Origin of the sequence: Pseudonocardia xinjiangensis (assembly GCF_050948425.1) — a bacterium.
Classification (GTDB): Bacteria; Actinomycetota; Actinomycetes; order Mycobacteriales; family Pseudonocardiaceae; genus Pseudonocardia; species Pseudonocardia xinjiangensis.
The window spans coordinates 7,002,291-7,025,687 of sequence record NZ_CP192009.1 but is presented as its reverse complement, the minus strand read 5'-3'; the positions used below and the strand labels follow the sequence as shown (position 1 = coordinate 7,025,687).

At 69.6% G+C, this 23,397-nt stretch carries 13 protein-coding genes; 10 read left to right on the top strand and 3 right to left on the bottom strand.

Translation table 11 applies throughout. From position 1 onward, the window contains the following. Positions 1–9 precede the first annotated feature (9 nt). The 3 genes from ACQPZA_RS33085 to rplL all read left to right on the top strand — a co-directional run bounded on the left by ACQPZA_RS33085 (position 10) and on the right by rplL (position 2,542). Positions 10–1,032: a hypothetical protein gene (locus ACQPZA_RS33085; protein ID WP_433276026.1), complete on the top strand. Its 1,023-nt coding sequence runs from the start codon at positions 10–12 to the stop codon at positions 1,030–1,032. 479 nt (positions 1,033–1,511) lie between these two features. Next, complete coding sequence (gene rplJ, locus ACQPZA_RS33080) at positions 1,512–2,108, top strand: 50S ribosomal protein L10 (RefSeq protein WP_169399980.1); 597 nt, start codon at positions 1,512–1,514, stop codon at positions 2,106–2,108. A 47-nt stretch (positions 2,109–2,155) separates the two neighbouring features. Then, positions 2,156–2,542 (top strand): 50S ribosomal protein L7/L12, encoded by a 387-nt coding sequence (gene rplL, locus ACQPZA_RS33075; RefSeq protein ID WP_169399981.1) that lies wholly within the window; start codon positions 2,156–2,158, stop codon positions 2,540–2,542. A gap of 72 nt (positions 2,543–2,614) precedes the next feature. Here rplL and ACQPZA_RS33070 read toward each other — a convergent pair whose 3' ends face one another. The 3 genes from ACQPZA_RS33070 to ACQPZA_RS33060 form a co-directional block, all read right to left on the bottom strand. Further along, the gene (locus ACQPZA_RS33070; RefSeq protein WP_433276023.1) at positions 2,615–3,274 is read right to left on the bottom strand and encodes a phosphoribosyltransferase; all 660 of its coding nucleotides are present in this window, start codon (positions 3,272–3,274) and stop codon (positions 2,615–2,617) included. A 340-nt stretch (positions 3,275–3,614) separates the two neighbouring features. Continuing rightward, positions 3,615–5,279, bottom strand: coding sequence for a long-chain-fatty-acid--CoA ligase (locus ACQPZA_RS33065; protein ID WP_433276021.1), 1,665 nt, complete (start codon positions 5,277–5,279; stop codon positions 3,615–3,617). A gap of 1 nt (position 5,280) precedes the next feature. Next, positions 5,281–6,249 (bottom strand): cyclase family protein, encoded by a 969-nt coding sequence (locus tag ACQPZA_RS33060; RefSeq protein WP_433276019.1) that lies wholly within the window; start codon positions 6,247–6,249, stop codon positions 5,281–5,283. A gap of 607 nt (positions 6,250–6,856) precedes the next feature. Between ACQPZA_RS33060 and ACQPZA_RS33055 the strand changes: the two genes are divergently transcribed. The 7 genes from ACQPZA_RS33055 (at position 6,857) to ACQPZA_RS33025 (ending at position 23,396) form a co-directional block, all read left to right on the top strand. Further along, a complete protein-coding gene (locus ACQPZA_RS33055) occupies positions 6,857–10,384 on the top strand; it encodes a DNA-directed RNA polymerase subunit beta (RefSeq protein WP_211173732.1) in 3,528 nt (1,175 codons plus the stop codon). Positions 10,385–10,421: 37 nt separating this feature from the next. Then, on the top strand, positions 10,422–14,336 hold the full coding sequence (locus ACQPZA_RS33050; protein ID WP_433276017.1) for a DNA-directed RNA polymerase subunit beta': 3,915 nt from the start codon (positions 10,422–10,424) through the stop codon (positions 14,334–14,336). Positions 14,337–15,126: 790 nt separating this feature from the next. Continuing rightward, on the top strand, positions 15,127–15,738 hold the full coding sequence (locus ACQPZA_RS33045; protein WP_169394257.1) for a response regulator transcription factor: 612 nt from the start codon (positions 15,127–15,129) through the stop codon (positions 15,736–15,738). 266 nt (positions 15,739–16,004) lie between these two features. Continuing rightward, positions 16,005–19,379, top strand: coding sequence for a condensation domain-containing protein (locus tag ACQPZA_RS33040; protein WP_433276015.1), 3,375 nt, complete (start codon positions 16,005–16,007; stop codon positions 19,377–19,379). Then, positions 19,376–22,153 carry an excinuclease ABC subunit UvrA gene (uvrA, locus tag ACQPZA_RS33035; protein ID WP_433276013.1) on the top strand — a complete coding sequence of 926 codons (2,778 nt, stop codon included), beginning with the start codon at positions 19,376–19,378 and terminating at the stop codon, positions 22,151–22,153. The genes ACQPZA_RS33040 and uvrA overlap by 4 nt, the downstream gene beginning before the upstream one ends. Before the next feature lie 170 nt (positions 22,154–22,323). Continuing rightward, positions 22,324–23,133 (top strand): sugar phosphate nucleotidyltransferase, encoded by an 810-nt coding sequence (locus ACQPZA_RS33030; RefSeq protein WP_433276011.1) that lies wholly within the window; start codon positions 22,324–22,326, stop codon positions 23,131–23,133. Further along, positions 23,130–23,396 carry an acyl carrier protein gene (locus tag ACQPZA_RS33025; RefSeq protein WP_169394254.1) on the top strand — a complete coding sequence of 89 codons (267 nt, stop codon included), beginning with the start codon at positions 23,130–23,132 and terminating at the stop codon, positions 23,394–23,396. The genes ACQPZA_RS33030 and ACQPZA_RS33025 overlap by 4 nt, the downstream gene beginning before the upstream one ends. Position 23,397 lies beyond the last annotated feature (1 nt).

Genomic DNA, 23,397 nt, shown 5'->3' with positions numbered 1-23,397 from the left:
AGGCCCCCCGTGGGCTCGATCCGCCGCCCCCGGGTGGCCGGCGTGGCCCCCGCCGGGAACCGCGCCACCACCGGCGCCGACCGCCCTGGCACGGACACCGCCGCAGCAGACCAGGCGCCGCGCACCGGGCGCGTCGCGCTCGGCCCGGGGAGCCGGCCACCGGCCGGGCAGGCCCCGGCCGGCGGTGACCGGGCTGCTGGTGACCGGGCTGCGGGTGCCCCGGCTCCTGGCGCGAACGCCGCCGCCCACGACACCGCCTCCCAGGACACCGCCTCCCAGGACACCGCCTCCCAGGACACCGTCGGCCTGGACACGGTCGCCCTGGACACGGTCGGCCCGGACTCCCGCGCTGTGGATCCGGCCGCCGTCGACCACAAGGCGGCGGACAAGGCACCGGGCCGCACGGCGGTGATCATCCTCCGCCCGAAGCGCCGCCGGGACCGGGCCGCGGACAGCGTCGCGGAGGAGGCGCCGGAGCCCGACGCCCCCGCCGCCGGCCCGGGCGAGCCCGGCAGGCGCTCCCTCCGGGTGCCGCTGCTCGCCGTGGCGCTCGTGGTGCTCACCGGCCTCGCGGTGTTCTTCGGACTCGCCGACGCGCGGCTGCGCCACACCCCCTCCGCGGCCAACACCGCGCTGGTGGACGTCGGCGCCACGGCCGAGGCCGCGGGGCAGCTCACCGACGCGCTGCAGACCATCTACTCCTACGACTTCGCCCGGCTCGACGAGAACGAGCGCGCCGCCCGCGCCGTGATCACGCCGGAGTTCGCCGACCAGTTCGACAAGCTGTTCGCCCAGGTCCGTGAGCTCGCGCCGCAGCAACAGGCCGTGGTGTCGGCCACGGTCACCGTGGCCGCCGTCAAGGAGATCACCGGCGACCGAGCGGTGCTGGTGGCGTTCATGGACCAGCAGGCCACCCGGGCCGCCCCGGGCGACGACGGCAAGGCCACGCAGCTCGCCGCGGCCGGACGGCTCACCGTCACCGGGGAGAAGATCGACGGCCGCTGGAAGATCGCCGCAGTGGAGAGCAAGTGATCCCGGGCTCCGGGGACCCCCGGGATCGTGGGTGGCCCGGGGCCCGGGCAACGAACCTCTCCGGGGCCCCGATCCGCTGCACTCGCACGACCGCACCGGCGGGCGGGGTCGCCGCCGTTCCGGCCTGAGCTTTCACCGTTGTATCGAACATGTGTTCGACCGTAACGGGCGGGTCCGACATTTCTCGGAGCGGGGTCGCGGCCCGGTGTCGGCCGGCGCCGTCCGTCGCGTACCCTGGATGACGGTTCCACCGAAGACCGCAGGTCTACGCCGCCGACGAGCGATCGGCGTCGGCGTACGAAGGTTCCGCGACAGCGGCCGGCCCGCGCAGGAGGACGAGGTCACCGCGAGGTGCGCTGCTGCGCGCCGTCCGCCACGCCCCGTGCGCTCCTGCGCCGGGGCGTTCGTCTTCTCCCGGGTCCGTCGACGGTGGGTCAGTCACGTGCACGACCACCCCGACAACCGAGAGGAGGCAAGGGATGGCCCGATCTGACAAGGTCACGGCGGTCGACGAGATCGCCGAGAGGTTCCGCGGCTCGTCCGCCTCGGTGGTCACCGAGTACCGCGGCCTCACCATGTCCCAGCTGACGACGCTGCGCCGCTCGCTGGGCGAGGGCGCCACCTACCGCGTCGCCAAGAACACCTTGGTGAAGCGAGCGGCTGAGAACGCCGGCGTCGAAGGCCTCGAGGAGCTGCTCGTCGGCCCCACGGCGATCACCTTCATCACCGGTGAACCCGTCGACGCGGCCAAGGCGCTGCGCGACTTCGCCAAGGCCAACCAGGCCCTGGTGATCAAGGGCGGCTTCATGGACGGTCGCACGCTGACCGTCGCCGAGGTCAACCAGCTGGCCGACCTCGAGTCGCGTGAGGTCCTGCTGTCCAAGCTGGCCGGCGCGATGAAGGGCACCATGGCCAAGGCCGCAGGCCTGTTCGCCGCTCCGGCGTCGCAGGTGGCCCGCCTGGCGCAGGCCCTGGCCGACAAGCGCGCGGACGAGGGCGGTGCGGCTCCGGCAGGCGCCGACACCGACGCCGACACCACCGACGCCACCGAGGCTCCGGCTCCCGCCGAGAGCTGAGCACCACCCCACCTGCGTAGTTCCACCCCAAGAGAGGAAGCGCCATCATGGCGAAGCTGTCCACCGACGAGCTGCTCGACGCCTTCAAGGACCTCACCCTGATCGAGCTCTCGGAGTTCGTGAAGAAGTTCGAGGAGACCTTCGACGTCACCGCGGCCGCCCCGGTCGCCGTTGCGGCCGCCGCAGGCCCCGCCGCCGCCGCTGAGGCCCCCGAGGAGAAGGACGAGTTCAACGTCGTCCTCGAGGCCGCAGGCGACAAGAAGATCCAGGTCATCAAGGTCGTCCGCGAGCTCGTCTCGGGCCTTGGCCTCAAGGAGGCCAAGGACCTCGTCGAGTCGGCCCCGAAGCCGATCCTCGAGGGCGTGGCCAAGGACGCGGCCGACGCCGCGAAGACCAAGCTCGAGGAGGCCGGCGCCAAGGTCAGCCTGAGCTGATCACCGCGCACCGGTAGCACCACGCCGAGGGGCGGCACCCGATCCGGGTGCCGCCCCTCGCGCATGTCCGGGTCATCGCGAGGCGGCCAGCGCGGCGAGCACCTCGGCGTCGGAGGTCTGGTCGAAGTCGCGGTACCAGCAGCTCACCGCGCCGAGCACCGACGGCGCGGTGACCAGCACCACCTCGTCGGCCGCGCCGTCCGCCCGTAGCGCGGCCGCGGTCCCCGCCCGGCCCACCGGCACGGCCAGCACCACGAGCCGCGGCCCGGCACCGCGCAGCCGGGCGAGCGCCGCCCGCGCGGTCACGCCCGTGGCCAGGCCGTCGTCGACGAGCACCACGTCACGACCAGCGACGGGCACCGCCTCGGCCACCGCCCGGTAGCGCCGCAGCTGCCGGCCCGCCTCCGCCTGCTGGTGGGCGGCCTCCCCGGCCAGCTCCGCCGTGCTCGACCGGGCTCGGCGCAGCGCCGCCACGTCCCATCCGACGGGCCCCTCCGCGGTCACGGCACCGACGCCCCACTCCGGCCGGCCCGGCGCCCCGATCTTGCGCGCCACGGCCACGTCGAGCGGAGCGCCGAGCGTCGCGGCCACCATGGCGGCCACCGGCACCCCGCCCCGGGCCAGGCCGAGCACGACGAGGTCGGTCCACGTCCGTCCGCCCAACTGCGCGCCGAGCCGCTCCCCGGCCTCGGCGCGGTCGGCGAACACCCGCCGACGCCTCCCCACAGCCATGCGTCCCGGGTACCCGCCACCCCGGCGGCAGCGACATGGACACATGTGGCTGTTCGGACGGGCCCCCGCACCGCGATATGTGTCCATGTCGCGCAGCTCGGGGTCGCTGCCGGCCGGTGATCGGTTCGCGACTCGGTCTTTGGCCCTTTGCGGGGCGGATCCTCGGGTCTCGCAGCGATCACCGGGGCCCGGGGAACGGGCGACTCGCGCACCCGAACCGGGCGACTCGCGGGCGCGGGTCGGGCGACTCGCGCAGCCGAACCGGGCGACTCGCGCGCCGGGATCGGGCGACTCGCGGGCACGGGTCGGGCGACTCGCGGGCGGGGGCGGGGTGTCGGTGTCAGGACTCCTGCTCGCGGGTGCGCAGCTCCCGGCGCAGCAGCTTGCCCGTCACGGTCTTCGGGATCTCGTCGAGGAACTCCACCTGCCGGGGGTACTTGTAGGCCGCCATCCGTTCCCTGGCGAAGGCGATGAGCTCCTCCGCGCTCACGGTCCGGCCGGGGCGGAGGCTGACGAACGCCTTGACCGTCTCGCCCCGGTACTCGTCCGGGACGCCCACGACCGCGGCCTCCCGCACGGCCTCGTGCTCGTACAGCACGTCCTCCACCTCGCGGGGCCACACCTTGTAGCCGCCCGCGTTGATCTGGTCCTTCTTGCGGTCGACGATGTAGAACCAGCCGTTGTCGTCCATGTACCCGACGTCGCCGGTGTGGAGCGCACCCCCCGGGATCGCGGCCGCCGTCTCCTCTGGCTTGTTCCAGTAGCCGGGGACGACCTGCGGGCCGGTCGTGACGATCTCGCCGATCTCGCCGGGCGGGACGTCCTCGCCGTCGTCGCCCACGATGCGCACCACGGTGTTGTAGATGGGGACGCCGACCGAGAGGGCGCCGGAGGCCTTGTCGACCGGCGCCTCGGCCCCCGGCGGCACGCCGTGCGACGGGGAGGTGGTCTCGGTCAGCCCGTAGATGTTGTGGATGTACTGCCCGAACGTCGCGGAGAACGCCGTGACGGTGGACGGCGGGATTGGCGCCCCTCCCGACCAGATCTTCGTCAGGGACGCGAGGGCGTCCCGCTCCGCGTCGGGCGCGTTCATCAGTGCGATGAAGACCGTGATCGACCCGACGGTGAACGTCGGACGCTCGTCGCGGATCGTCTCGATCGCGAGCGAGGGCTCGAAGCGGCAGAACAGCACCAGCGGTGCCCCGAGCAACAGCGAGAGCGTGACGTGCGAGATCAGGCCCGTGATGTGGAACAGGGGGGCGACCCCGAGCACCACGTCGTCCTGGCCGAGGCCGCACCACTGCCGGTAGGCCTGGCTGTTGAACACCACGTTGCCGTGGGTGTTCATCGCGCCCTTCGGGGGCCCGGTGGTGCCGGAGGTGTAGGTCAGGACGGCGGTGTCGCCGGGGGAGAAGGACACCGGCGGTGGGCGGTGCCCGCGGAACCGGTCGATGAGCCCGGCCATGTCGACGGTGCCGGGCAGGTCGATGCGCTCCGTCCCGGAGAAGACCCGCGGGTCGTCCCGCGTCTGGTACTCCAGCTCCGACGTGGTGATCACCGTGGTGACGCCGGCGTCGCCGGCCACCGACTCCGCGACGTCGCGGTACAGGCCCTGCAGGCACACCAGCACCGTGGCGCCCGAGTCGCGCAGCAGCAGGTCGAGCTCGCGCGCCCGGTTCATCGGGTTGATGTTGACGGCGATCCCGCCCGCCTTCCAGGTGCCCACCAGCGCGATGACGAACTGGGGCACGTTCTGCAGGTACAGCGCCACCCGCTCGCCCGCGGAGAAACCGGCGTCGAGCAGGCCGGCCGCGAACGCGTCGGAGAGCTCGTCGAGCTCGCGCAGGGTGATCCGGCCGTCGAAGTAGCGGAGGATGTCGCCGTCGGGGTTGCGCTCCGCCGAGGCGCGGAACATCGCCAGCGCGTCGGTGAACTCGGGCTCGATGTCGGACGGCTGGCCCTCGTCGTACCGGGCGAGCCACGGCCGCTCGTCGTAGCCGCCCATGTCAGCGGATCACCACCGGGTTGACCGGCGCGCCGGTGCCGTTGACGACCTTCAGCGGGGCGGCGACGTAGAGGAAGCTCCACCGGCCGTCGGCGGCGCACGCGTCGGCCAGGTCGTCGAGCCAGGCGATCTCGGTGAGCGCCACGCCCAGGTTGCGCATCAGCGCGCAGTGCAGGGGCAGGGCGACCCCGGTGCCCGGCTCGTAGGTCACCTCGTTGGCGATCGTGTCGGTGACGAGGTTGGGGATCTCCCGGCCCTTGAACCACTCCACGAGCTCACGCGAGTAGGTCAGCCCCGGCTCGTTGAAGCCGTCGTAGAACTCCTTCTTGTCGTTGAGCTCGTACCAGTACTTCATGAAGCCGGTGCGCACGCAGAGCACGTCGTGCGGCTCGATGTCGACGCCCTGGGCCTTCGCCGCGGCCTCCAGGTCCTCGTGGTCGAACGTCTCGCCCTTGTCCAGCCAGCCCTTGCCACGGTGCCGGGCCATGTCGACCAGCACCCCGCGCCCCACCACGCCCTTCTCCGCGATCGGCAGCACCGAGGCCTTGTCCATCCCGCCGACGGTCGACCGGGCGTCGTAGCCGTTCCAGAGCTTGCCGTCGTACCAGACGTGGCCCAGCGCGTCGTACTGCGTGGAGCCCTGCAGGAAGATCAGAGCCGTGTCGTCCGCGTAGTGCAGGCCGCCGGGGAACTGCGGGGCGCCCTCGCCGTCCCACGTGCTCTCGTCGAGGATGTTCTGCCGCTTGATGCCTTCCCGTCCGGGCCACAGCGGATCGCCCGGACCGTCGGTGCGGCCCATCTGGATCTGCAGGGTGAAGACCTCGCCCGTGCGGATGTGCCGCACGCCGCGCAGCACCTCGGCCGCGTCGAGGTAGTTGAGCGCACCGAGCTCGTCGTCCGGGCCCCAGCGGCCCCAGTTGGAGGGGGTGTCGGCGCCGAGCAGGTCGGCCATGGAGGGAATGTGGGACATCGTTGTCTCCTCGTCGGGCGGCCGCCGACGCCGAGACCCGTTGCCGCCGTCGAGGACGCGAACCTGATCGCCGTCGAGCCTTCGGCGGCCACGTCGGTGTGTCAAGGACCACCCGGCCGGGTGGACGGGGCCACGAACGGGTGCGGGCGACGGACGTGGCAGTATCGGTCGATGGGCGGTTGGCTCAACGGCCTGTCGCGCGGCCGTGGCGTCTACCACGGGACGTTCCTGCCGGTCATCCCGCGAAAAGGACCATTTACCGCCGCGTAGAGTCTTGACGCGGTGCGCCGGTCAAGTCACTCTTAGGTCTCGATGGTTGTCTCGGTGACCTGTCTCGACAGCCGCTGCATTTGCAGCTAGACTGCCTCTTTGCGCTGCCCTCGTCCAGCCACGCGTGCGCTCAGGCGGAGTCCCCCATCGGGAGATCCCTTCGGTGCCCTCGCGCGTCTGGGTCGGCGGCTGCGCCATGACAACAGACGGCGTGCGCCGGATCCTGCATCCGCGAGCACGTTCGACCCGGACCTCCCGCCCGGGCCGGACGAGCAGACGGTAGCGCGATGGAGCCGGTGCCCGCCAGACGAGAGCGCAGTTCTCGGAAGGACGCATCTTGGCTTCGTCCCGCGCCACCAGCCCCCTCGCGACCCACGTGCCCGCGGCCGTCTCGGCCAACCCGAGTTTCCCCGGGGCGCCCACCCGGGTCACCTTCGCGAAGATCCGCGAGCCCCTCGAGGTGCCCGACCTCCTCGATCTGCAGATCCAGTCCTTCGAGTGGCTGGTCGGCAACGAGGCGTGGTTCCAGCGACGGATCGATGCCGGCGACGAGAACCCGATGGGCGGCCTGGAGGAGATCCTCACCGAGATCTCCCCGATCGAGGACTTCTCCGGCTCGATGTCGCTGTCCTTCTCCGACCCGCGCTTCGACGAGGTCAAGGCCTCGGTCGAGGAGTGCCGGGACAAGGACATGACCTACGGTGCGCCGCTGTTCGTCACCGCGGAGTTCACCAACAACACCACCGGCGAGATCAAGAGCCAGACGGTGTTCATGGGTGACTTCCCCGTGATGACCGACAAGGGCACGTTCATCATCAACGGCACCGAGCGTGTCGTCGTCTCCCAGCTCGTCCGGTCGCCCGGCGTCTACTTCGATCACAGCATCGACAAGACGACGGAGAAGGACGTCTACTCCGTCAAGATCATCCCGAGCCGGGGTGCCTGGCTGGAGTTCGACGTCGACAAGCGCGACACCGTCGGTGTCCGCATCGACCGCAAGCGTCGCCAGCCGGTCACCGTGCTGCTGAAGGCGCTGGGCTGGACGGCCGAGCAGATCCAGGCCCGCTTCGGGTTCTCCGAGACGATCATGGCCACGCTCGAGAAGGACCACACCGCCGGGCAGGACGAGGCGCTGCTCGACATCTACCGCAAGCTGCGGCCGGGCGAGCCGCCCACCCGCGAGAGCGCGCAGACCCTGCTGGAGAACCTGTTCTTCAAGGACAAGCGCTACGACCTCGCCAAGGTCGGCCGGTACAAGGCCAACAAGAAGCTCGGCCTCACCCTCGACAACTCGGTCGGCACGCTGACCGAGGAGGACATCGCCACCACCATCGAGTACCTCGTCCGGCTCCACGCGGGCGAGACCACGATGACGGTCGGCGCCGACGCCGAGGGCAACGGCGGCATCGAGGTCCCCGTCGAGACCGACGACATCGACCACTTCGGCAACCGGCGCCTGCGCACGGTCGGCGAGCTGATCCAGAACCAGGTCCGCGTCGGCCTGTCCCGGATGGAGCGCGTCGTCCGCGAGCGGATGACCACGCAGGACGTCGAGGCGATCACGCCGCAGACCCTGATCAACATCCGTCCCGTCGTGGCGGCGATCAAGGAGTTCTTCGGCACGTCGCAGCTGTCGCAGTTCATGGACCAGCACAACCCGCTGGCCGGCCTCACGCACAAGCGCCGCCTGTCGGCGCTGGGCCCGGGTGGTCTGTCCCGTGAGCGCGCGGGCTTCGAGGTCCGCGACGTGCACCCCAGCCACTACGGCCGGATGTGCCCGATCGAGACGCCTGAGGGCCCGAACATCGGCCTGATCGGGTCGCTGTCCACGTTCGCGCAGGTCAACCCGTTCGGTTTCATCCAGACCCCGTACCGCAAGGTCAGCGAGGGCCGGGTCACCGAGCAGATCGACTACCTCACCGCCGATGAGGAGGACCGCTTCGTCATCGCGCAGGCCAACGCGCCGCTCGACGACGACGGCAACTTCCAGGAGGAGCGCGTCCTCGTCCGCCGCAAGGGCGGCGAGGTCGACTACATCTCCCCGGTGGGCGTCGACTACATCGACGTCTCGCCGCGGCAGATGGTGTCGGTCGCCACGGCGCTGATCCCGTTCCTCGAGCACGACGACGCCAACCGCGCGCTGATGGGCGCCAACATGCAGCGTCAGGCGGTGCCGCTGCTGCGCAGCGAGTCGCCGCTGGTGGGCACGGGCATGGAGCTGCGCGCCGCGGTCGACGCCGGTGACGTCCTCGTCGCCGACAAGGCCGGTGTGGTCGAGGAGCTCTGCGCCGACTACATCACCGTCATGGCCGACGACGGCACGCGCACCACGTACCGGCTCAACAAGTTCCGCCGGTCCAACCAGGGCACGTGCAACAACCAGAAGCCGATCATCGACGAGGGCGACCGCGTCGAGGCCGGCCAGGTCATCGCCGACGGGCCGTGCACCGAGAACGGTGAGATGGCCCTGGGCAAGAACCTGCTCGTGGCGATCATGCCGTGGGAGGGCCACAACTACGAGGACGCGATCATCCTCTCGCAGCGCCTGGTGCAGGACGACGTGCTCACGTCGATCCACATCGAGGAGCACGAGATCGACGCCCGCGACACCAAGCTGGGCGCCGAGGAGATCACCCGGGACATCCCGAACGTCTCCGAGGAGGTCCTCGCCGACCTCGACGAGCGCGGCATCATCCGCATCGGTGCCGAGGTGCAGCCGGGCGACATCCTGGTCGGCAAGGTCACGCCGAAGGGCGAGACCGAGCTGACCCCGGAGGAGCGCCTGCTGCGCGCGATCTTCGGCGAGAAGGCGCGCGAGGTGCGCGACACGTCGCTGAAGGTCCCGCACGGCGAGAACGGCAAGGTCATCGGCATCCGGGTCTTCTCCCGCGACGACGAGGACGAGCTGGCCCCCGGGGTCAACGAGCTGGTCCGCGTCTACGTGGCCCAGAAGCGCAAGATCCAGGACGGCGACAAGCTCGCCGGCCGCCACGGCAACAAGGGCGTCATCGGCAAGATCCTGCCTGCCGAGGACATGCCGTTCATGGAGGACGGCACCCCCGTCGACATCATCCTGAACACCCACGGTGTGCCGCGACGGATGAACATCGGCCAGGTGCTGGAGACCCACCTCGGGTGGATCGCCAAGTCGGGCTGGGACATCGAGGGCACGCCCGACTGGGCGTCCAAGATGCCCGAGGAGCTCTACTCCGTGCCCGCCGGCACGAAGACCGCCACACCGGTCTTCGACGGCGCCAAGGAGAACGAGATCACGGGTCTGCTCGGTTCCACATTGCCCAACCGCGACGGTGAGCGGATGGTCAAGTCCGACGGCAAGGCCAAGCTGCTCGACGGGCGTTCCGGGGAGCCGTACCCGTTCCCGGTCGCCGTCGGCTACATGTACATCCTGAAGCTGGCGCACCTCGTGGACGACAAGATCCACGCCCGTTCCACCGGTCCGTACTCGATGATCACGCAGCAGCCCCTGGGCGGTAAGGCCCAGTTCGGTGGCCAGCGGTTCGGCGAGATGGAGTGCTGGGCGATGCAGGCCTACGGCGCGGCATACACGCTGCAGGAACTGCTCACCATCAAGTCCGACGACGTGGTGGGCCGGGTCAAGGTCTACGAGGCGATCGTCAAGGGCGAGAACATCCCGGAGCCGGGTATCCCGGAGTCCTTCAAGGTGTTGCTGAAGGAGCTCCAGTCGCTCTGCCTGAACGTCGAGGTGCTCTCGAGCGACGGTGCGGCGATCGAGATGCGCGACACCGACGACGAGGACCTCGAGCGGGCCGCGGCGAACCTGGGCATCAACCTGTCCAGCCGCCCCGGATCCGACTCGATGACCGTCGACGACGTCGTCAACTGACCCGCCCAGAGCCGAATAACGAACGAAGGACACGAATTTGCTCGACGTCAACTTCTTCGACGAGTTGCGCATCGGCCTGGCCACCGCTGAGGACATCCGCCAGTGGTCGCACGGCGAGGTCAAGAAGCCCGAGACCATCAACTACCGCACCCTGAAGCCGGAGAAGGACGGGCTCTTCTGCGAGAAGATCTTCGGCCCCACCCGGGACTGGGAGTGCTACTGCGGCAAGTACAAGCGCGTCCGCTTCAAGGGCATCATCTGCGAGCGCTGCGGCGTGGAGGTCACGCGCGCCAAGGTGCGTCGTGAGCGGATGGGCCACATCGAGCTGGCCGCCCCGGTCACGCACATCTGGTACTTCAAGGGTGTGCCGAGCCGCCTGGGCTACCTGCTCGACCTGGCGCCCAAGGACCTCGAGAAGATCATCTACTTCGCGGCCTACGTCATCACCTCGGTGAACAAGGAGCTGCGCCACACCGACCTGTCCACGCTCGAGACCGAGATGAGCGTGGAGCGCAAGCGGGTCGAGCAGCGCCGCGACGCCGACCTGGAGGCGCGGGCCCAGAAGCTCGAGGCCGACCTGGCCGAGCTGGAGGCGGAGGGCGCCAAGAGCGACGTCCGCCGCAAGGTCAAGGAGGGTGGCGAGCGCGAGATGCGCCAGCTCCGGGACCGCGCACAGCGTGAGCTGGACCGGCTCGACGAGATCTGGACCACCTTCTCGAAGCTCGACGTGCAGCAGCTGATCGCGGACGAGGGGCTCTACCGCGAGCTCTACGACCGCTACGGCGACTACTTCACCGGGGCGATGGGCGCCGAGGCGATCCAGACCCTGCTGCAGAACTTCGACATCCCGGCCGAGGCCGAGAACCTGCGGGAGACCATCCGCAGCGGCAAGGGGCAGAAGAAGCTCCGCGCCCTCAAGCGCCTCAAGGTCGTCGCGGCGTTCCAGACCACGGGCAACAGCCCGATGGGCATGGTGCTCGACTGCGTCCCGGTCATCCCGCCGGACCTGCGCCCGATGGTGCAGCTCGACGGTGGCCGCTTCGCCACGTCCGACCTGAACGACCTGTACCGCCGGGTCATCAACCGCAACAACCGCCTCAAGCGACTGATCGACCTCGGCGCGCCCGAGATCATCGTCAACAACGAGAAGCGGATGCTGCAGGAGGCCGTCGACGCGCTGTTCGACAACGGCCGCCGCGGCCGGCCGGTCACCGGACCGGGCAACCGCCCGCTCAAGTCGCTGTCCGACCTGCTCAAGGGCAAGCAGGGCCGGTTCCGCCAGAACCTGCTCGGCAAGCGTGTCGACTACTCGGGCCGTTCGGTCATCGTGGTCGGCCCGCAGCTGAAGCTGCACCAGTGCGGCCTGCCCAAGCAGATGGCGCTGGAGCTGTTCAAGCCGTTCGTCATGAAGCGGCTGGTCGACCTCAACCACGCGCAGAACATCAAGTCCGCGAAGCGCATGGTCGAGCGTGGCCGCTCGCAGGTGTGGGACGTGCTCGAAGAGGTCATCTCCGAGCACCCGGTGCTGCTCAACCGTGCACCGACCCTGCACCGTCTCGGTATCCAGGCCTTCGAGCCGCAGCTGGTGGAGGGCAAGGCCATCCAGCTGCACCCGCTGGTCTGCGAGGCGTTCAACGCCGACTTCGACGGTGACCAGATGGCGGTGCACCTGCCGCTGTCGGCCGAGGCGCAGTCCGAGGCCCGCGTCCTGATGCTGTCCAGCAACAACATCCTGTCGCCCGCCTCCGGGCGGCCGCTGGCGATGCCGCGTCTGGACATGGTCACGGGTCTGTACCACCTCAGCCGGCTGCGCGAGGGCGCACCGGGCGAGGGCAACGTGTACTCGTCGTTGTCCGAGGCGATCATGGCCTACGACCGCAAGGTGCTCCACCTGCAGGCGCCGGTCAAGATCCGGCTCCAGGGGGTCACCCCGCCGGTCGCCATCGCGGAGTCGATCGGCTGGAACGTGGGCGACCCGTGGCTGGCCGAGACCACGCTGGGGCGGGTGCTGTTCAACGACCTGCTCCCGCCGGACTACCCCTTCGTCAACGAGCCGCTGCCGAAGAAGCGCCAGGCCGCGATCATCAACGCTCTGGCCGAGCGGTACTCGATGACCGAGGTCGCGCAGGTCCTCGACCGGCTCAAGGACGCGGGCTTCTACTGGGCCACGCGCTCCGGGGTCACGATGGCGATCTCCGACGTCGTGGTGCCGCCCAACAAGCAGCAGATCCTCGACGGCTACGAGATCAAGGCCGACCAGGTCAACAAGCGCTACCAGCGGGGCGCCCTGTCCCACCAGGAGCGCAACGACGAGATGGTCAAGATCTGGAGCCAGGCCTCCGAAGAGGTGGCCAGAGCGATGGAGGAGAACTTCCCCGAGGACAACCCGATCCCGACGATCGTGAAGTCGGGCGCGGCGGGCAACATGACCCAGGTCCGGCAGCTCGCCGGTATGCGTGGTCTGGTGGCCAACCCGAAGGGCGAGTACATCCCCCGTCCGATCAAGGCCAACTTCCGTGAGGGCCTGTCGGTGCTGGAGTACTTCATCTCCACGCACGGCACCCGCAAGGGTCTGGCGGACACGGCGCTGCGCACGGCCGACTCGGGTTACCTGACCCGTCGTCTGGTGGACGTGTCGCAGGACGTCATCGTCCGCGAGGTCGACTGTGGCACCGAGCGCAGCGTCACCATGCAGGTCACCGAGGAGACCGCCGACGGCACGCGGATCCCGCACCGTTACATCCGCACCAGCATCTACGCCCGCTGCTCGGCGGAAGAGGTGCGCGGTCCGGACGGTGAGGTCATCGTGGCCAAGGGTGGCGACCTCGGCGACCCCGCGCTCGACGCGCTGGTTGCGGCCGGAGTCAAGACGATCAAGGTGCGCAGCCCGCTCACCTGCACGTCGGCCACCGGCATCTGTGGCATGTGCTACGGCCGTTCGATGGCCACCGGCAAGCTGGTGGACGTCGGCGAGGCCGTCGGCATCGTCGCGGCGCAGTCGATCGGTGAGCCCGGCACCCAGCTGACGATGCGTACCTTCCACACCGGTGGTGTGGCGGGCGACGACATCACGACCGGTCTGCCCCGTGTGCAGGAGCTCTTCGAGGCTCGCGTCCCGAAGGGCAAGGCGCCGATCGCCGACGTCGACGGCCGGATCTCGATCGAGGACGGCGAGCGCTTCTGGAAGATCACCCTCACGCCCGACGACGGCGGCGAGGAGATCATCTACGAGAAGCTGTCGAAGCGGCAGTGGCTCGCCATGACCAATGCCGATGGCCAGGAGCGTCCGCTGGCCGACGGCGACCACGTGCACGTGGGCCAGCTGCTCCTCGAGGGCACGGCCGACCCGCACGAGGTGCTGCGGGTCATGGGTCCGCGCGAGGTGCAGCTGCACCTGGTGCGTGAGGTGCAGAAGGTGTACCGCACGCAGAGCGTGGACATCCACGACAAGCACATCGAGGTGATCGTCCGGCAGATGCTGCGCCGGGTCACGATCATCGACTCCGGTTCCACGGAGTTCCTGCCCGGCGCACTGGCCGAGCGGTCGGACTTCGAGACGCAGAACCGCCAGGTGGTGGCCGAGGGCGGCGAGCCGGCTTCCGGCCGCCCGGTGCTGATGGGGATCACGAAGGCCTCGCTGGCCACGGAGTCGTGGCTGTCCGCGGCCTCGTTCCAGGAGACCACCCGGATCCTCACCGATGCCGCGATCAACGGAAAGCGCGACAAGCTCGTCGGGCTCAAGGAGAACGTGATCATCGGCAAGCTGATCCCGGCAGGTACGGGGATCAACCGCTACCGCAACATCCAGGTCCAGCCCACGGAGGAGGCCCGCGCGGCCGCCTACGCGCTGCCGAGCTACGACGACGGCTACTACAGCCCCGACGTGTTCGGCACGGGCACCGGTGCCGCGGTGCCGCTGGACGACTACGACTTCGGACGCGACTACCGGTAACAGGTAGGCGCATCGGGCCCTCCGCGACGGCGGAGGGCCTGATGCCGAAGGCAGGTCCCGAACGGGGCCGGACACCGCTCTCCCGTGGCGGTGTCCGGCCCCGTTTCCTTTGCGGGTACTCCGTGCTGCCGAAATCGCGGCAAAACGAGCAGAACGAACGATCATCATAAATATGAGATTATGCGATAATAAGGGCAAGTATCCCGACCAGGGCGATCGGCCTGATTCCTGCGACAACGGCAACCAAGAGCACCCACGCGTAATCACTTGTGTGGGAGATCACCACCCGATCTCTCAAATTAGGTAGCTTCCACCGCGACCGCGAGGTCTGCGTAGAGCAGGGTGAGTGCGTGATCGGATTCGCCGACCGCTCTGCCGACCGAGGCACAGATGTGAACCATCCGGACTTGCACGGCCTCGCCCCCGCCCGCCACGCGACGAGCCCCTTCGGCGGCGATGATCACGCGGAGGGCGTCGTCCTGGGGACGATGCGCCGGTTCTGTCGGCTGAGCCGGTGGTCGGTGCGGTCGACCGGGGCCACCGGTGCCGGCTCGGCCCCCAAGATCGTTTTTGGCCCGATCTGCTGGAGCACACTCTCGAGAATCTGGGAGGCACCACTTTCGCTGATCCGCGTATGGAGGACCACATCCACTCCGACCGTCGAAATCAGCAATCCGGCCGAACGGATCGGCGATGTCTCGCACCGGTCGCAACCCATGGGGGTTCGGACCGCGGGGTACCGATCACGACAGGTTTCCGGTGCCGTCCAGACAATTCGAGGGAGCGTTGCATGATTCGAGCGGATGTGTTCGCGCTGTGCCCCATCTATCGGATGGGACTGGTCCATCTCCTGCGGCAGTCGGGCATCGCCGTGCTGGCGGCGGGGACGTGGCCCGAAGGGGGGCACCCGTCGATCTTCGCCGACGCGATGGTCGTCGACGCCGAGACGTTGGAGGTGGGGAACCGCCGGTTCTCGGTCGCCGCGGGGTGGGCGGACACCCCCGTACTCGTGGTCAACGCCGCGCCGACGCTGCTCGTCGACGGTGCGTCCGCGGTCGTCGAGAAGGGCGTGTCGTGCGACCGCGTCGTCGGGGCGGTCCGCGCGGTCGTCGCGGGCGCAGGCACGATGCACACCGCGCCGGATGCCGGCGAGGCCGGCGTCCCGCCGCAGCGCACCTCCCCGGGCGACCTCGTGGGTCGGACGCTGTCGGCGCGCGAGTCCCAGGTCCTGACGCACATCGCGCACGGGCTGACCCACAGCCAGATCGCGAGCCGGTTGCGCATCAGCCCCCACACGGTCGACACCTACGTGAAGCGCATCCGCGCCAAGCTCGGTATCGGCAACAAGGCTGAGCTGACCCGCTTCGCTCTCCTGCGCGACGCGGCCAGGATCACGGCCTGAGCCGCCGCGGACAGGACGTTGTCCGGAAGCTGCGGGAAATAGCTCCGGTCGGCCTGATCGTCGTCACTGCTGACTCCCCCCTGCCTTTGCGATCGGGACCGGCCCTAGCCGTTCATCCAGGGTCGACCGTGCGCTCGCCCGGGGCTTATCCGGTCATGCCCGTGCTCGGATACTCGGATTTGTGCGGCTGAAACCGAGTTGGCGTGCAACGACTTTGCCAAGCACTGCTCGACGCAGTGTTCCGACGTACGACGGTGGGCCGGAGCATGACTGACTTCACGGTAACCGACTCGGAGGTCACCGAGGCCGTGCAACGGATCCTGGGCGAGGTGCTCGGGATCGACAACGCGGACCTGACGCAGAGTTTCCACCGTTTGGGGGGCGACTCGTTGCGTGCGTTGAAGGCGGCCGGGCGGATCGCGTTCGAGTTCAAAGCAGCGGCCGCGGTGGACGGCACCATTCTCGAGGCGCTGCTCGACGGCACGACCGGGGAGGCGCTCGCCCGGATCCTGCTGGATTCCATCGAACAGGAGGCCGCCGAGGAGTTCGAGGATCCGCAGGCGACGGAACTGTCCTTCGGCGAGGAACGGCTCTGGACGGCCCACCAGTATCAGCAGGACCGTTCGACCTACCACTCCGTCGGCGCCTTCCGGGTAATGGGGACGCTCGATCTGACCGCGCTCGACCGGGCCGTGGAGGCCCTTGTCGATCGGCATCCGGCGCTGCGGACGCGCTATGCGCCGGACCATCCGGCGGTCGAGCGAGGCGGTCCGGGACGGCCGTCGGTCGATGTCGTGCATCACCGCGAGGTCATACCGTGGTCGGAGGCCGAAGGCGCGGCCGAGCGCGGTATCCAGGAGCCGTTCGATCTGACCAGCGGCCGCCTGCTGCGGGTGCGCACCTGGCGCACGGGCGAGCGGGAATGGCTGTTGCAGGTGATCCTGCATCACATCGCGATCGACGGCTGGTCGATGGACATCTTCTATCGGGAACTGGCGGCGCTGTACGCCGGCGACGACCCCGGGCCCGGAGAATCCGTCGACTACCGCGATTTCGCGCAGTGGCAACGGAGTTCGACGGAGGTGGAGGTACAGGCGGAAGCGTGGGCCGCCCGGCTGCTGCCGCTGCCCGACCGGATCGAACTCGGTAACGGTCGCAGGCGCCGGCCAACCCGGTCGCTGGAGGGGCAGGTCCTGTACACGGATCTGCCGCCGGAGATCGGGGACAAGCTGGCCAGGCTGGCCGAGGAGTCGCGGACCTCGCTGTTCGTCGTGCTGCTCGCGCTGTTGCACGTGTGCCTGGCGCAGCGGACCCGGCAGTGGGATGCGTTGATCGGCACGGTCGTCGCGGGCCGCAGCCGACCGCAGGACCACGCGACTGTCGGCTACTTCACCAACACCGTCCCGGTGCGCGCCAAGACGTCCCCCGACGCCACGTTCGGCGAGCTGATCGCATCGCTGCGCGAGGAGTGGCGATACGTGTTCACCCATCAAGGGGTGCCGCTCGAGGAGCTCGCGGTCCGCACCCGCCGGGCCCCGGACCCGGCACGCACCCCGCTGGTGGACGTCGTCATGGTCCTGCAGAACAACGACGACGTGCCGCTGATGCTCGCGGACTGTGTCGCGGAGCCGTTGTGGATGCATACCGGTACGGCCAAGTTCGATCTGATGCTCGAGGCCATCCGTGTCTCCGGCATTCTGCATCTGAGCTGGGAGTACGCCACCGAGGTGCTCACTGCCGACGAGGTGGCCGAGCTCGCGTCCGCATTCGAGCACCTCGCGCGGGCCCTCCCGGAGGACGGCGACACCACCCTGCGCGACCTGCTGCGTCCGGCGCGGGCCGAACTCGTGGAGGTCGACGCCGCTGACGTCCCCGGCTCGCCGGACGTCGACCTCTGCGGCCGGTTCGAGACGGTGGTCGGCAGCCGACCGGACGATGTCGCGCTGTACGGACCGGCGGCCGAGGTGACCTTCCGCGAGCTGGGCGGCCTGCGCGATCGGGTCACCGGCTGCCTCGTCACGAGCGGCGTGACCCGGGGGGACGTCGTCGCCGTCGACGTCCCGGACCCGGCGCTGTCCGTGGCCGCCATGCTGGCGACCTGGTCGGTGGGCGCGGTCGTGGTGATGATCGATGCGGGATGGTCCGGCTGGCAGCGCGACCAGCTGATGCGCGCGTGCCGGCCCGCGGTCCTCATCGGTGGGCGGGAGACGAATCCGCAAGGACCCGTGGTGGTCTCTGCAGGCGAGGTGGCGGCCGCGTCGCCGTACATCGGCGCGCCGGTCAGGTGCCGGCCCGACGAGCCGGCACGGCTGGTCGTCGACTTCGGCGCCACCGGCGTGCCCGAGATCGTGGTGGGCAGCCATCGCGGACTGCTCGACCGCTGCCTCTGGGCGTGGGACACCGTCCCCTACGAGCCGGGGGACCGGGCCGTGGTGCACGCTCTTCCGAGCCCGGTCGACGCGATCGCCGAGACGCTGGCGCCGCTGCTGGCCGGGGTCCCCCTCGCCGTCCTGCCCGCCACGGCGGCATCGGACGCCCACACGACCGCCGAGTGGGTGCGCCGGTACCGGGGCACGAGGCTGCTGGTGACGCCCTCGCTGATGTGGACGATGCTCCACTCGGTCCCGGAGGTGTCCGAGGCGCTGACCACGCTGCGGATGTGCGTGTTCACCGGCGAGGAGCTCGATGCCGATCTGGTGGGCCGGGTCCGGGAGGCGCTGCCGGAATGCCGGTTGGTCAACTTGTACGGCAGCTCGGACACCACGGGATACGTCACCTGCGCCGAGGTGACGACGTTGCCGGTCGGCGCGGACGTCCCCATCGGGAGACCGGTTGCCGGCACCCGGGTGTTCATCGTGGACGAATGGGGCGAACCGGTCCCGGACGGTGTGGTCGGTGAGCTGGTGGTGGCCGGTGCGGCGGTCGGCATGGGGTACCTGACCGACGGAAAAGTGGTGCGAACCGGTCCGTTCCGGACGGGAGTGCTGTCCGACGGGGACTTGCCCTGCTGCCACACCGGAGACCTCGGCTACCGTGATCGCGACGGGCAGCTGATGTTCGCGGGACGCGGGGACCGGGAGGTCCGGGTACGTGGCTTCCGGGTCGAGCTCGCACACGTCGAATCGACGCTGCGGGGGATCGACGGAGTGTCCGGGGCGGTCGCATGGACCGAGCACGCCCTCTCGGGTGACCGCATCCTCGCCGCTGTGGTGCCGCAACCCGGGGCGGAGCTGCCCGGGGACGAGGTTCGGATGAGACTGCAGTACCGGCTGCCGTCCTACATGGTGCCCGCCCGCGTGAACGTCATCGACACGCTGCCGCTCACCGCGCACGGGACGCTCGACCACGGCGCGATCGCCGCGTCGGTCACCACCCGCCGCGACGACGGCCCGGCAGCCTCCGGCGAGGCCTCCGCGGCGGAGAAGCGCATCCGGAGCATCTGGTCGCAGGTGCTGCAGGGCGAGTCACCGGGTCCCGACGACAATTTCTTCGCACTCGGCGGCGACTCACTGGCGGTGACGGCCATGCTGACCTCGGTGCTGCGCGAGTTCGGGATCGAACTGGGAGTGGTGCGCTTCCTGATGCGGCCGACGATCCGCGGCATCGTCGACCAGCTCGTCGAGCGCGGGGCGGTGGCGTGAGCACGGACCAGCCGTCGATCCGGGTGAGTGGTGCCCGGGAGAACAACCTGCGGTCGATCACCGTCGAGATCCCGCGGAACGCGATCACGGTGATCACGGGCGTGTCCGGGAGCGGCAAGTCCTCGCTGGCGTTCGGCACGATCTATGCCGAAGGCCAGCGCCAGTACCAGGAGAGCCTGTCGCCGTACATGCGGCGCGGCTTCGACAAGGTCCCCAAACCCAAGGTCGAGGCGGTCACCGGACTCGGTCCGACCATCGCGGTCAAACAGCATGCCCCGGGCCGCAACCCGCGCTCCACGGTGGGGACGATCACCGAGGTGGGCGATTTCCTGCGCCTGCTCTTCGCGCGGGCGGGCCTGCACACCTGCCGGCACTGCGGAGCGGACGTCGTGCCCCGCACCGCCGACGAACTGCTCGACCAGGCAGCCGGCGCGCTGGGGGACGGGCCCATCCGGCTGGGCCAGGTACCGCGGTGGACGCTGCCGGTGGACGGTGGTGGGTCACCGCTGGACCACCGGTACGCGCTCGATGTCGTGCGCCTGGACGGCGCTGCGGGGGACGCCGAGCACATCCGTCGCGGTGTCGCGGCCGTGCGCGCCCGTGACGATGCCGTGCTGGTGCTCGAACCGGACGGCGGGGTCCCGCTGTACCTGGCGCCCGGCCACCTCTGTGCGCGGTGCGGCCGCAGGGCGACCGCGGTCTCGTCCCGGTTCTTCAGCCCGAACACGCCCGATGGCATGTGCCGCGACTGCGAGGGACTCGGCACCCGGATCGCGGTGTCCGCGGCGAAGATGGTCGCCGACCCCGACCTGTCGATCCGGGCGGGTGCGTTGGCGTTCTACGGTGACCGGCGGCGTCAACCCAAGAAGACCTACTGGCCGGTGCGCGACCTTCCGGAGCTGCTGACCCTGTTCGGCGCCACGCTCGACACACCCTGGTGCGACCTGCCGGCGGCGTTGCGCGACATCGTGATCCACGGTGAGACGGCACGACCGGTGTCCGCCGAGGTCGAGACCTTCCTGCCCGACCGGACCGATTCGGGCCTGCTGCCGCAGATCGACAGGCTCGCCCGGTCTGCGGCAGCCGACGGGCGCAGGCACAACTACGACCGGTTCATGACCACCGAGGCCTGCGCGGAGTGCGGCGGCTCGCGGCTGAACGCCGACGCGCGGGCGGTCCGCCTCGACGGGCTGGACATCACCGAGGTGATGGCGCGGCCGATCGCCGATCTGCCGCACTGGCTGGACCAGGTGTCGAAACTGGAGCTTTCCGGTGTCGTCGCCGAGGCGGTCGAGGAGATCGTCCAGGAACTGCGGAAACGGCTGTCGTACATCTGCGAGGTCGGGCTCGACTACCTGTCGCTGGACCGGCAGATGCCCGCGCTGTCGGCCGGGGAGGGCCAGCGGCTGCGCATCGCGCGACAGCTCGGGTGCGGCCTGATCGGTGTCGTGTACGTGCTGGACGAACCGTCGGTCGGCCTGCACCCCCGCGACACCGGGCGGTTGATCGAGAGCCTGCGGCGGCTGCGCGACGCGGGCAACACCGTGATCGTCGTCGAGCACGACGCCGACGTGATGCGCTGCGCCGACCACCTCATCGACATCGGCCCGGGAGCCGGCAACGCGGGTGGCCGGCTCGTGGCGGCCGGATCGCCGGAGGAGGTGATGGCGCATCCGTCGTCGCCGACCGCCCGGTACCTGAGGGGCGCGCACGTGCCGGGAGGTGGCCGTGTCGAACGGCGCAAGCCCGACCCGTCCGCGGACATCGTTCTCACCGGCGCCCGCCTGCACAATCTGCGCGGGGTCGACGTGTCCATCCCCGTTGACCTGCTGATCTGTGTCACCGGACCGAGCGGGAGCGGCAAGAGCTCGCTGGTGAAGGGGATCCTGGAACCCGAGGTGGCCGCCTCGATCAACGGCGAACCCGGTCGCCGTGACGTTCTGGACACGCTGCACGGGCACCACGTGTTCGGCCGGGTGATCGGCGCCGCGCAGGATCCCATGGGACGCTCGAGCCGTTCGATACCGGCGACATACATCGGGATCTTCGACGAGATCCGCCAGCTCTTCGCGCAGCTTCCGCTGTCGAGCGAACGCCGCTGGTCCACAGCGCACTTCTCGTTCAACGCCGAGGCCGGCCAATGCTGGACCTGTCGTGGTTCCGGTGAGCAGGCGATGCCGATGCACTTCATGGCCGATGTCGTCGTGCCCTGCTCGGTGTGCGGCGGCAGGCGCTACAACGCCGACGTGCTCGACGCCCGGGTCGACGGTCTGACCATTGCCGACGTGCTGGACCTGGAGGTCTCGCAGGCCGTCGGGTTCTTCGGGGAGCGGGCCCGGATCGCGCGGGCGCTGAGCATGCTCGACGAGGTGGGACTCGGCGGTCTCCGCCTCGGGCAGAACTGCGCGACGTTGAGCGGGGGAGAGGCCCAGCGGCTCAAACTGTCCCGTGAACTGCTGCGCGACCTGGACTCTGCACGCACCCTGTACATCGTGGACGAGCCCACCAGCGGGCTGCACGCCGCCGACGTGACCCTGCTCATCGGTCTGTTGCACCGGTTGGTCGACCGCGGCGACACCGTGGTCGTGATCGAGCACAACGTGGACGTGATCGCCTCGGCGGACTGGGTCATCGACCTCGGTCCCGGCGGTGGCGCGGACGGCGGTCTGATCGTCGCACAGGGCACGCCGGAGGACATCGCCGCTGATACGCGGAGCGCGTTGGCGCCCTTCCTGTCCGAGGCCCTGGCGGTCACATCACGCGTACGCGGGTGAGCCGCACCTGCGGCTACTCCGGTGGTCCGACGTAGCCGCACCCCGGCTATGGCCGTATTTCCAGGTCGGTTGCGCGCCCGTCGGATTATTACCTGAATCTCGATCTTCGCCGATACTCGACAGTGCGTAGAGATTTCCATCGCGAACCGTGTTTCGGGTCAGGAGAGAGCGTGCATGCCGTCATTCTGGTCGGAGGTAAGGGATCGCGCCTGCTGCCGTTCACGAAGTATCGTCCGAAGCCGCTGATGCGGTTGGGCAGGTACTCGATTCTCGAGATCATCCTCCGCAGACTACGGGCCTGCGGTTTCGAACGCGTGACATTGTGTACCGCTCATCTCGGTGAGATGATCCGCGCGGAGTTCGGGGCCGGCCGGTCCCTGGGGCTGGCGATCGACTACTGCACCGATGATCCGCCGACCGGGACCGCGGCGCCCCTGCTGCTCGTCCCGGACTGGGACTCGCCGGCCGTCGTCATGAACGGCGATGTCCTGACGGCACTGGACTTCGCGCATTTCCAGCAGATGCACGAACAGAGCGGGAGCGTGCTCTCCGTCGCGTTCCAGCGCCGGGAGGTGCCTGTCGAGCTGGGGGTCCTCCAGGTCGGTGACCGGCAGGTGCACGCGATGTGGGAGAAGCCGTCCCTGGCGATCGACGTGTGCTCGGGCATGTACGTGGCCGACCCTTCGGTCCGGGACTACATACCGGAGGGCGCCCGGGTGGACATGCCCGACGTCATCGACGCGCTGCTGAAGAAGAGCGAGCGGGTCAATGCCTACGGGTTCCAGGAGGAATGGCACGACATCGGTACGCCGGCCACCTACCGAAATGCCGAACGAGAGTTCCTGGCGAACCAGGACTACTACCTGTTCCCCCGCGAGGGGGTCGAGCCGGCAGTGCTCGGCAGGGCGAACACCGCGGTCCGGCCGCTGGCGACGGGAACGAACGGACGACCACAACTGAGCATCTCGCTGGTCCAATGACCGAGCCGGAAACGAGTGCTCTCGTCACGATCATAGGAAAGTCCATGGGTTACGTTCTGGCGCTCCCTCCGCTGGCCCCGACCGACGATTTCTTCGGCGCGGGCGGCGACTCGGGCCGGGCCATGCAGATCCTGTCCGAACTCGTCGTCCGCTACGGCCCGGACGATTCTGCACTGGCCGAGCGGCTGCACGAAGAACTCGTGCTGGCGATGTTCGACGACGGTACGCCGGAGGCGCTGGCGGTCGTGATCGGGAGGTATTGAC

Coding starts and splice junctions, on each gene's coding strand:
- ACQPZA_RS33025 (WP_169394254.1), top strand. CDS start 23,130: ATGACCGAGCCGGAAACGAGTGCTCTCGTCACGATCATAGGAAAGTCC.
- ACQPZA_RS33070 (WP_433276023.1), bottom strand. CDS start 3,274: ATGGCTGTGGGGAGGCGTCGGCGGGTGTTCGCCGACCGCGCCGAGGCC.
- ACQPZA_RS33045 (WP_169394257.1), top strand. CDS start 15,127: ATGATTCGAGCGGATGTGTTCGCGCTGTGCCCCATCTATCGGATGGGA.
- ACQPZA_RS33060 (WP_433276019.1), bottom strand. CDS start 6,249: ATGTCCCACATTCCCTCCATGGCCGACCTGCTCGGCGCCGACACCCCC.
- rplL (WP_169399981.1), top strand. CDS start 2,156: ATGGCGAAGCTGTCCACCGACGAGCTGCTCGACGCCTTCAAGGACCTC.
- ACQPZA_RS33040 (WP_433276015.1), top strand. CDS start 16,005: ATGACTGACTTCACGGTAACCGACTCGGAGGTCACCGAGGCCGTGCAA.
- rplJ (WP_169399980.1), top strand. CDS start 1,512: ATGGCCCGATCTGACAAGGTCACGGCGGTCGACGAGATCGCCGAGAGG.
- ACQPZA_RS33065 (WP_433276021.1), bottom strand. CDS start 5,279: ATGGGCGGCTACGACGAGCGGCCGTGGCTCGCCCGGTACGACGAGGGC.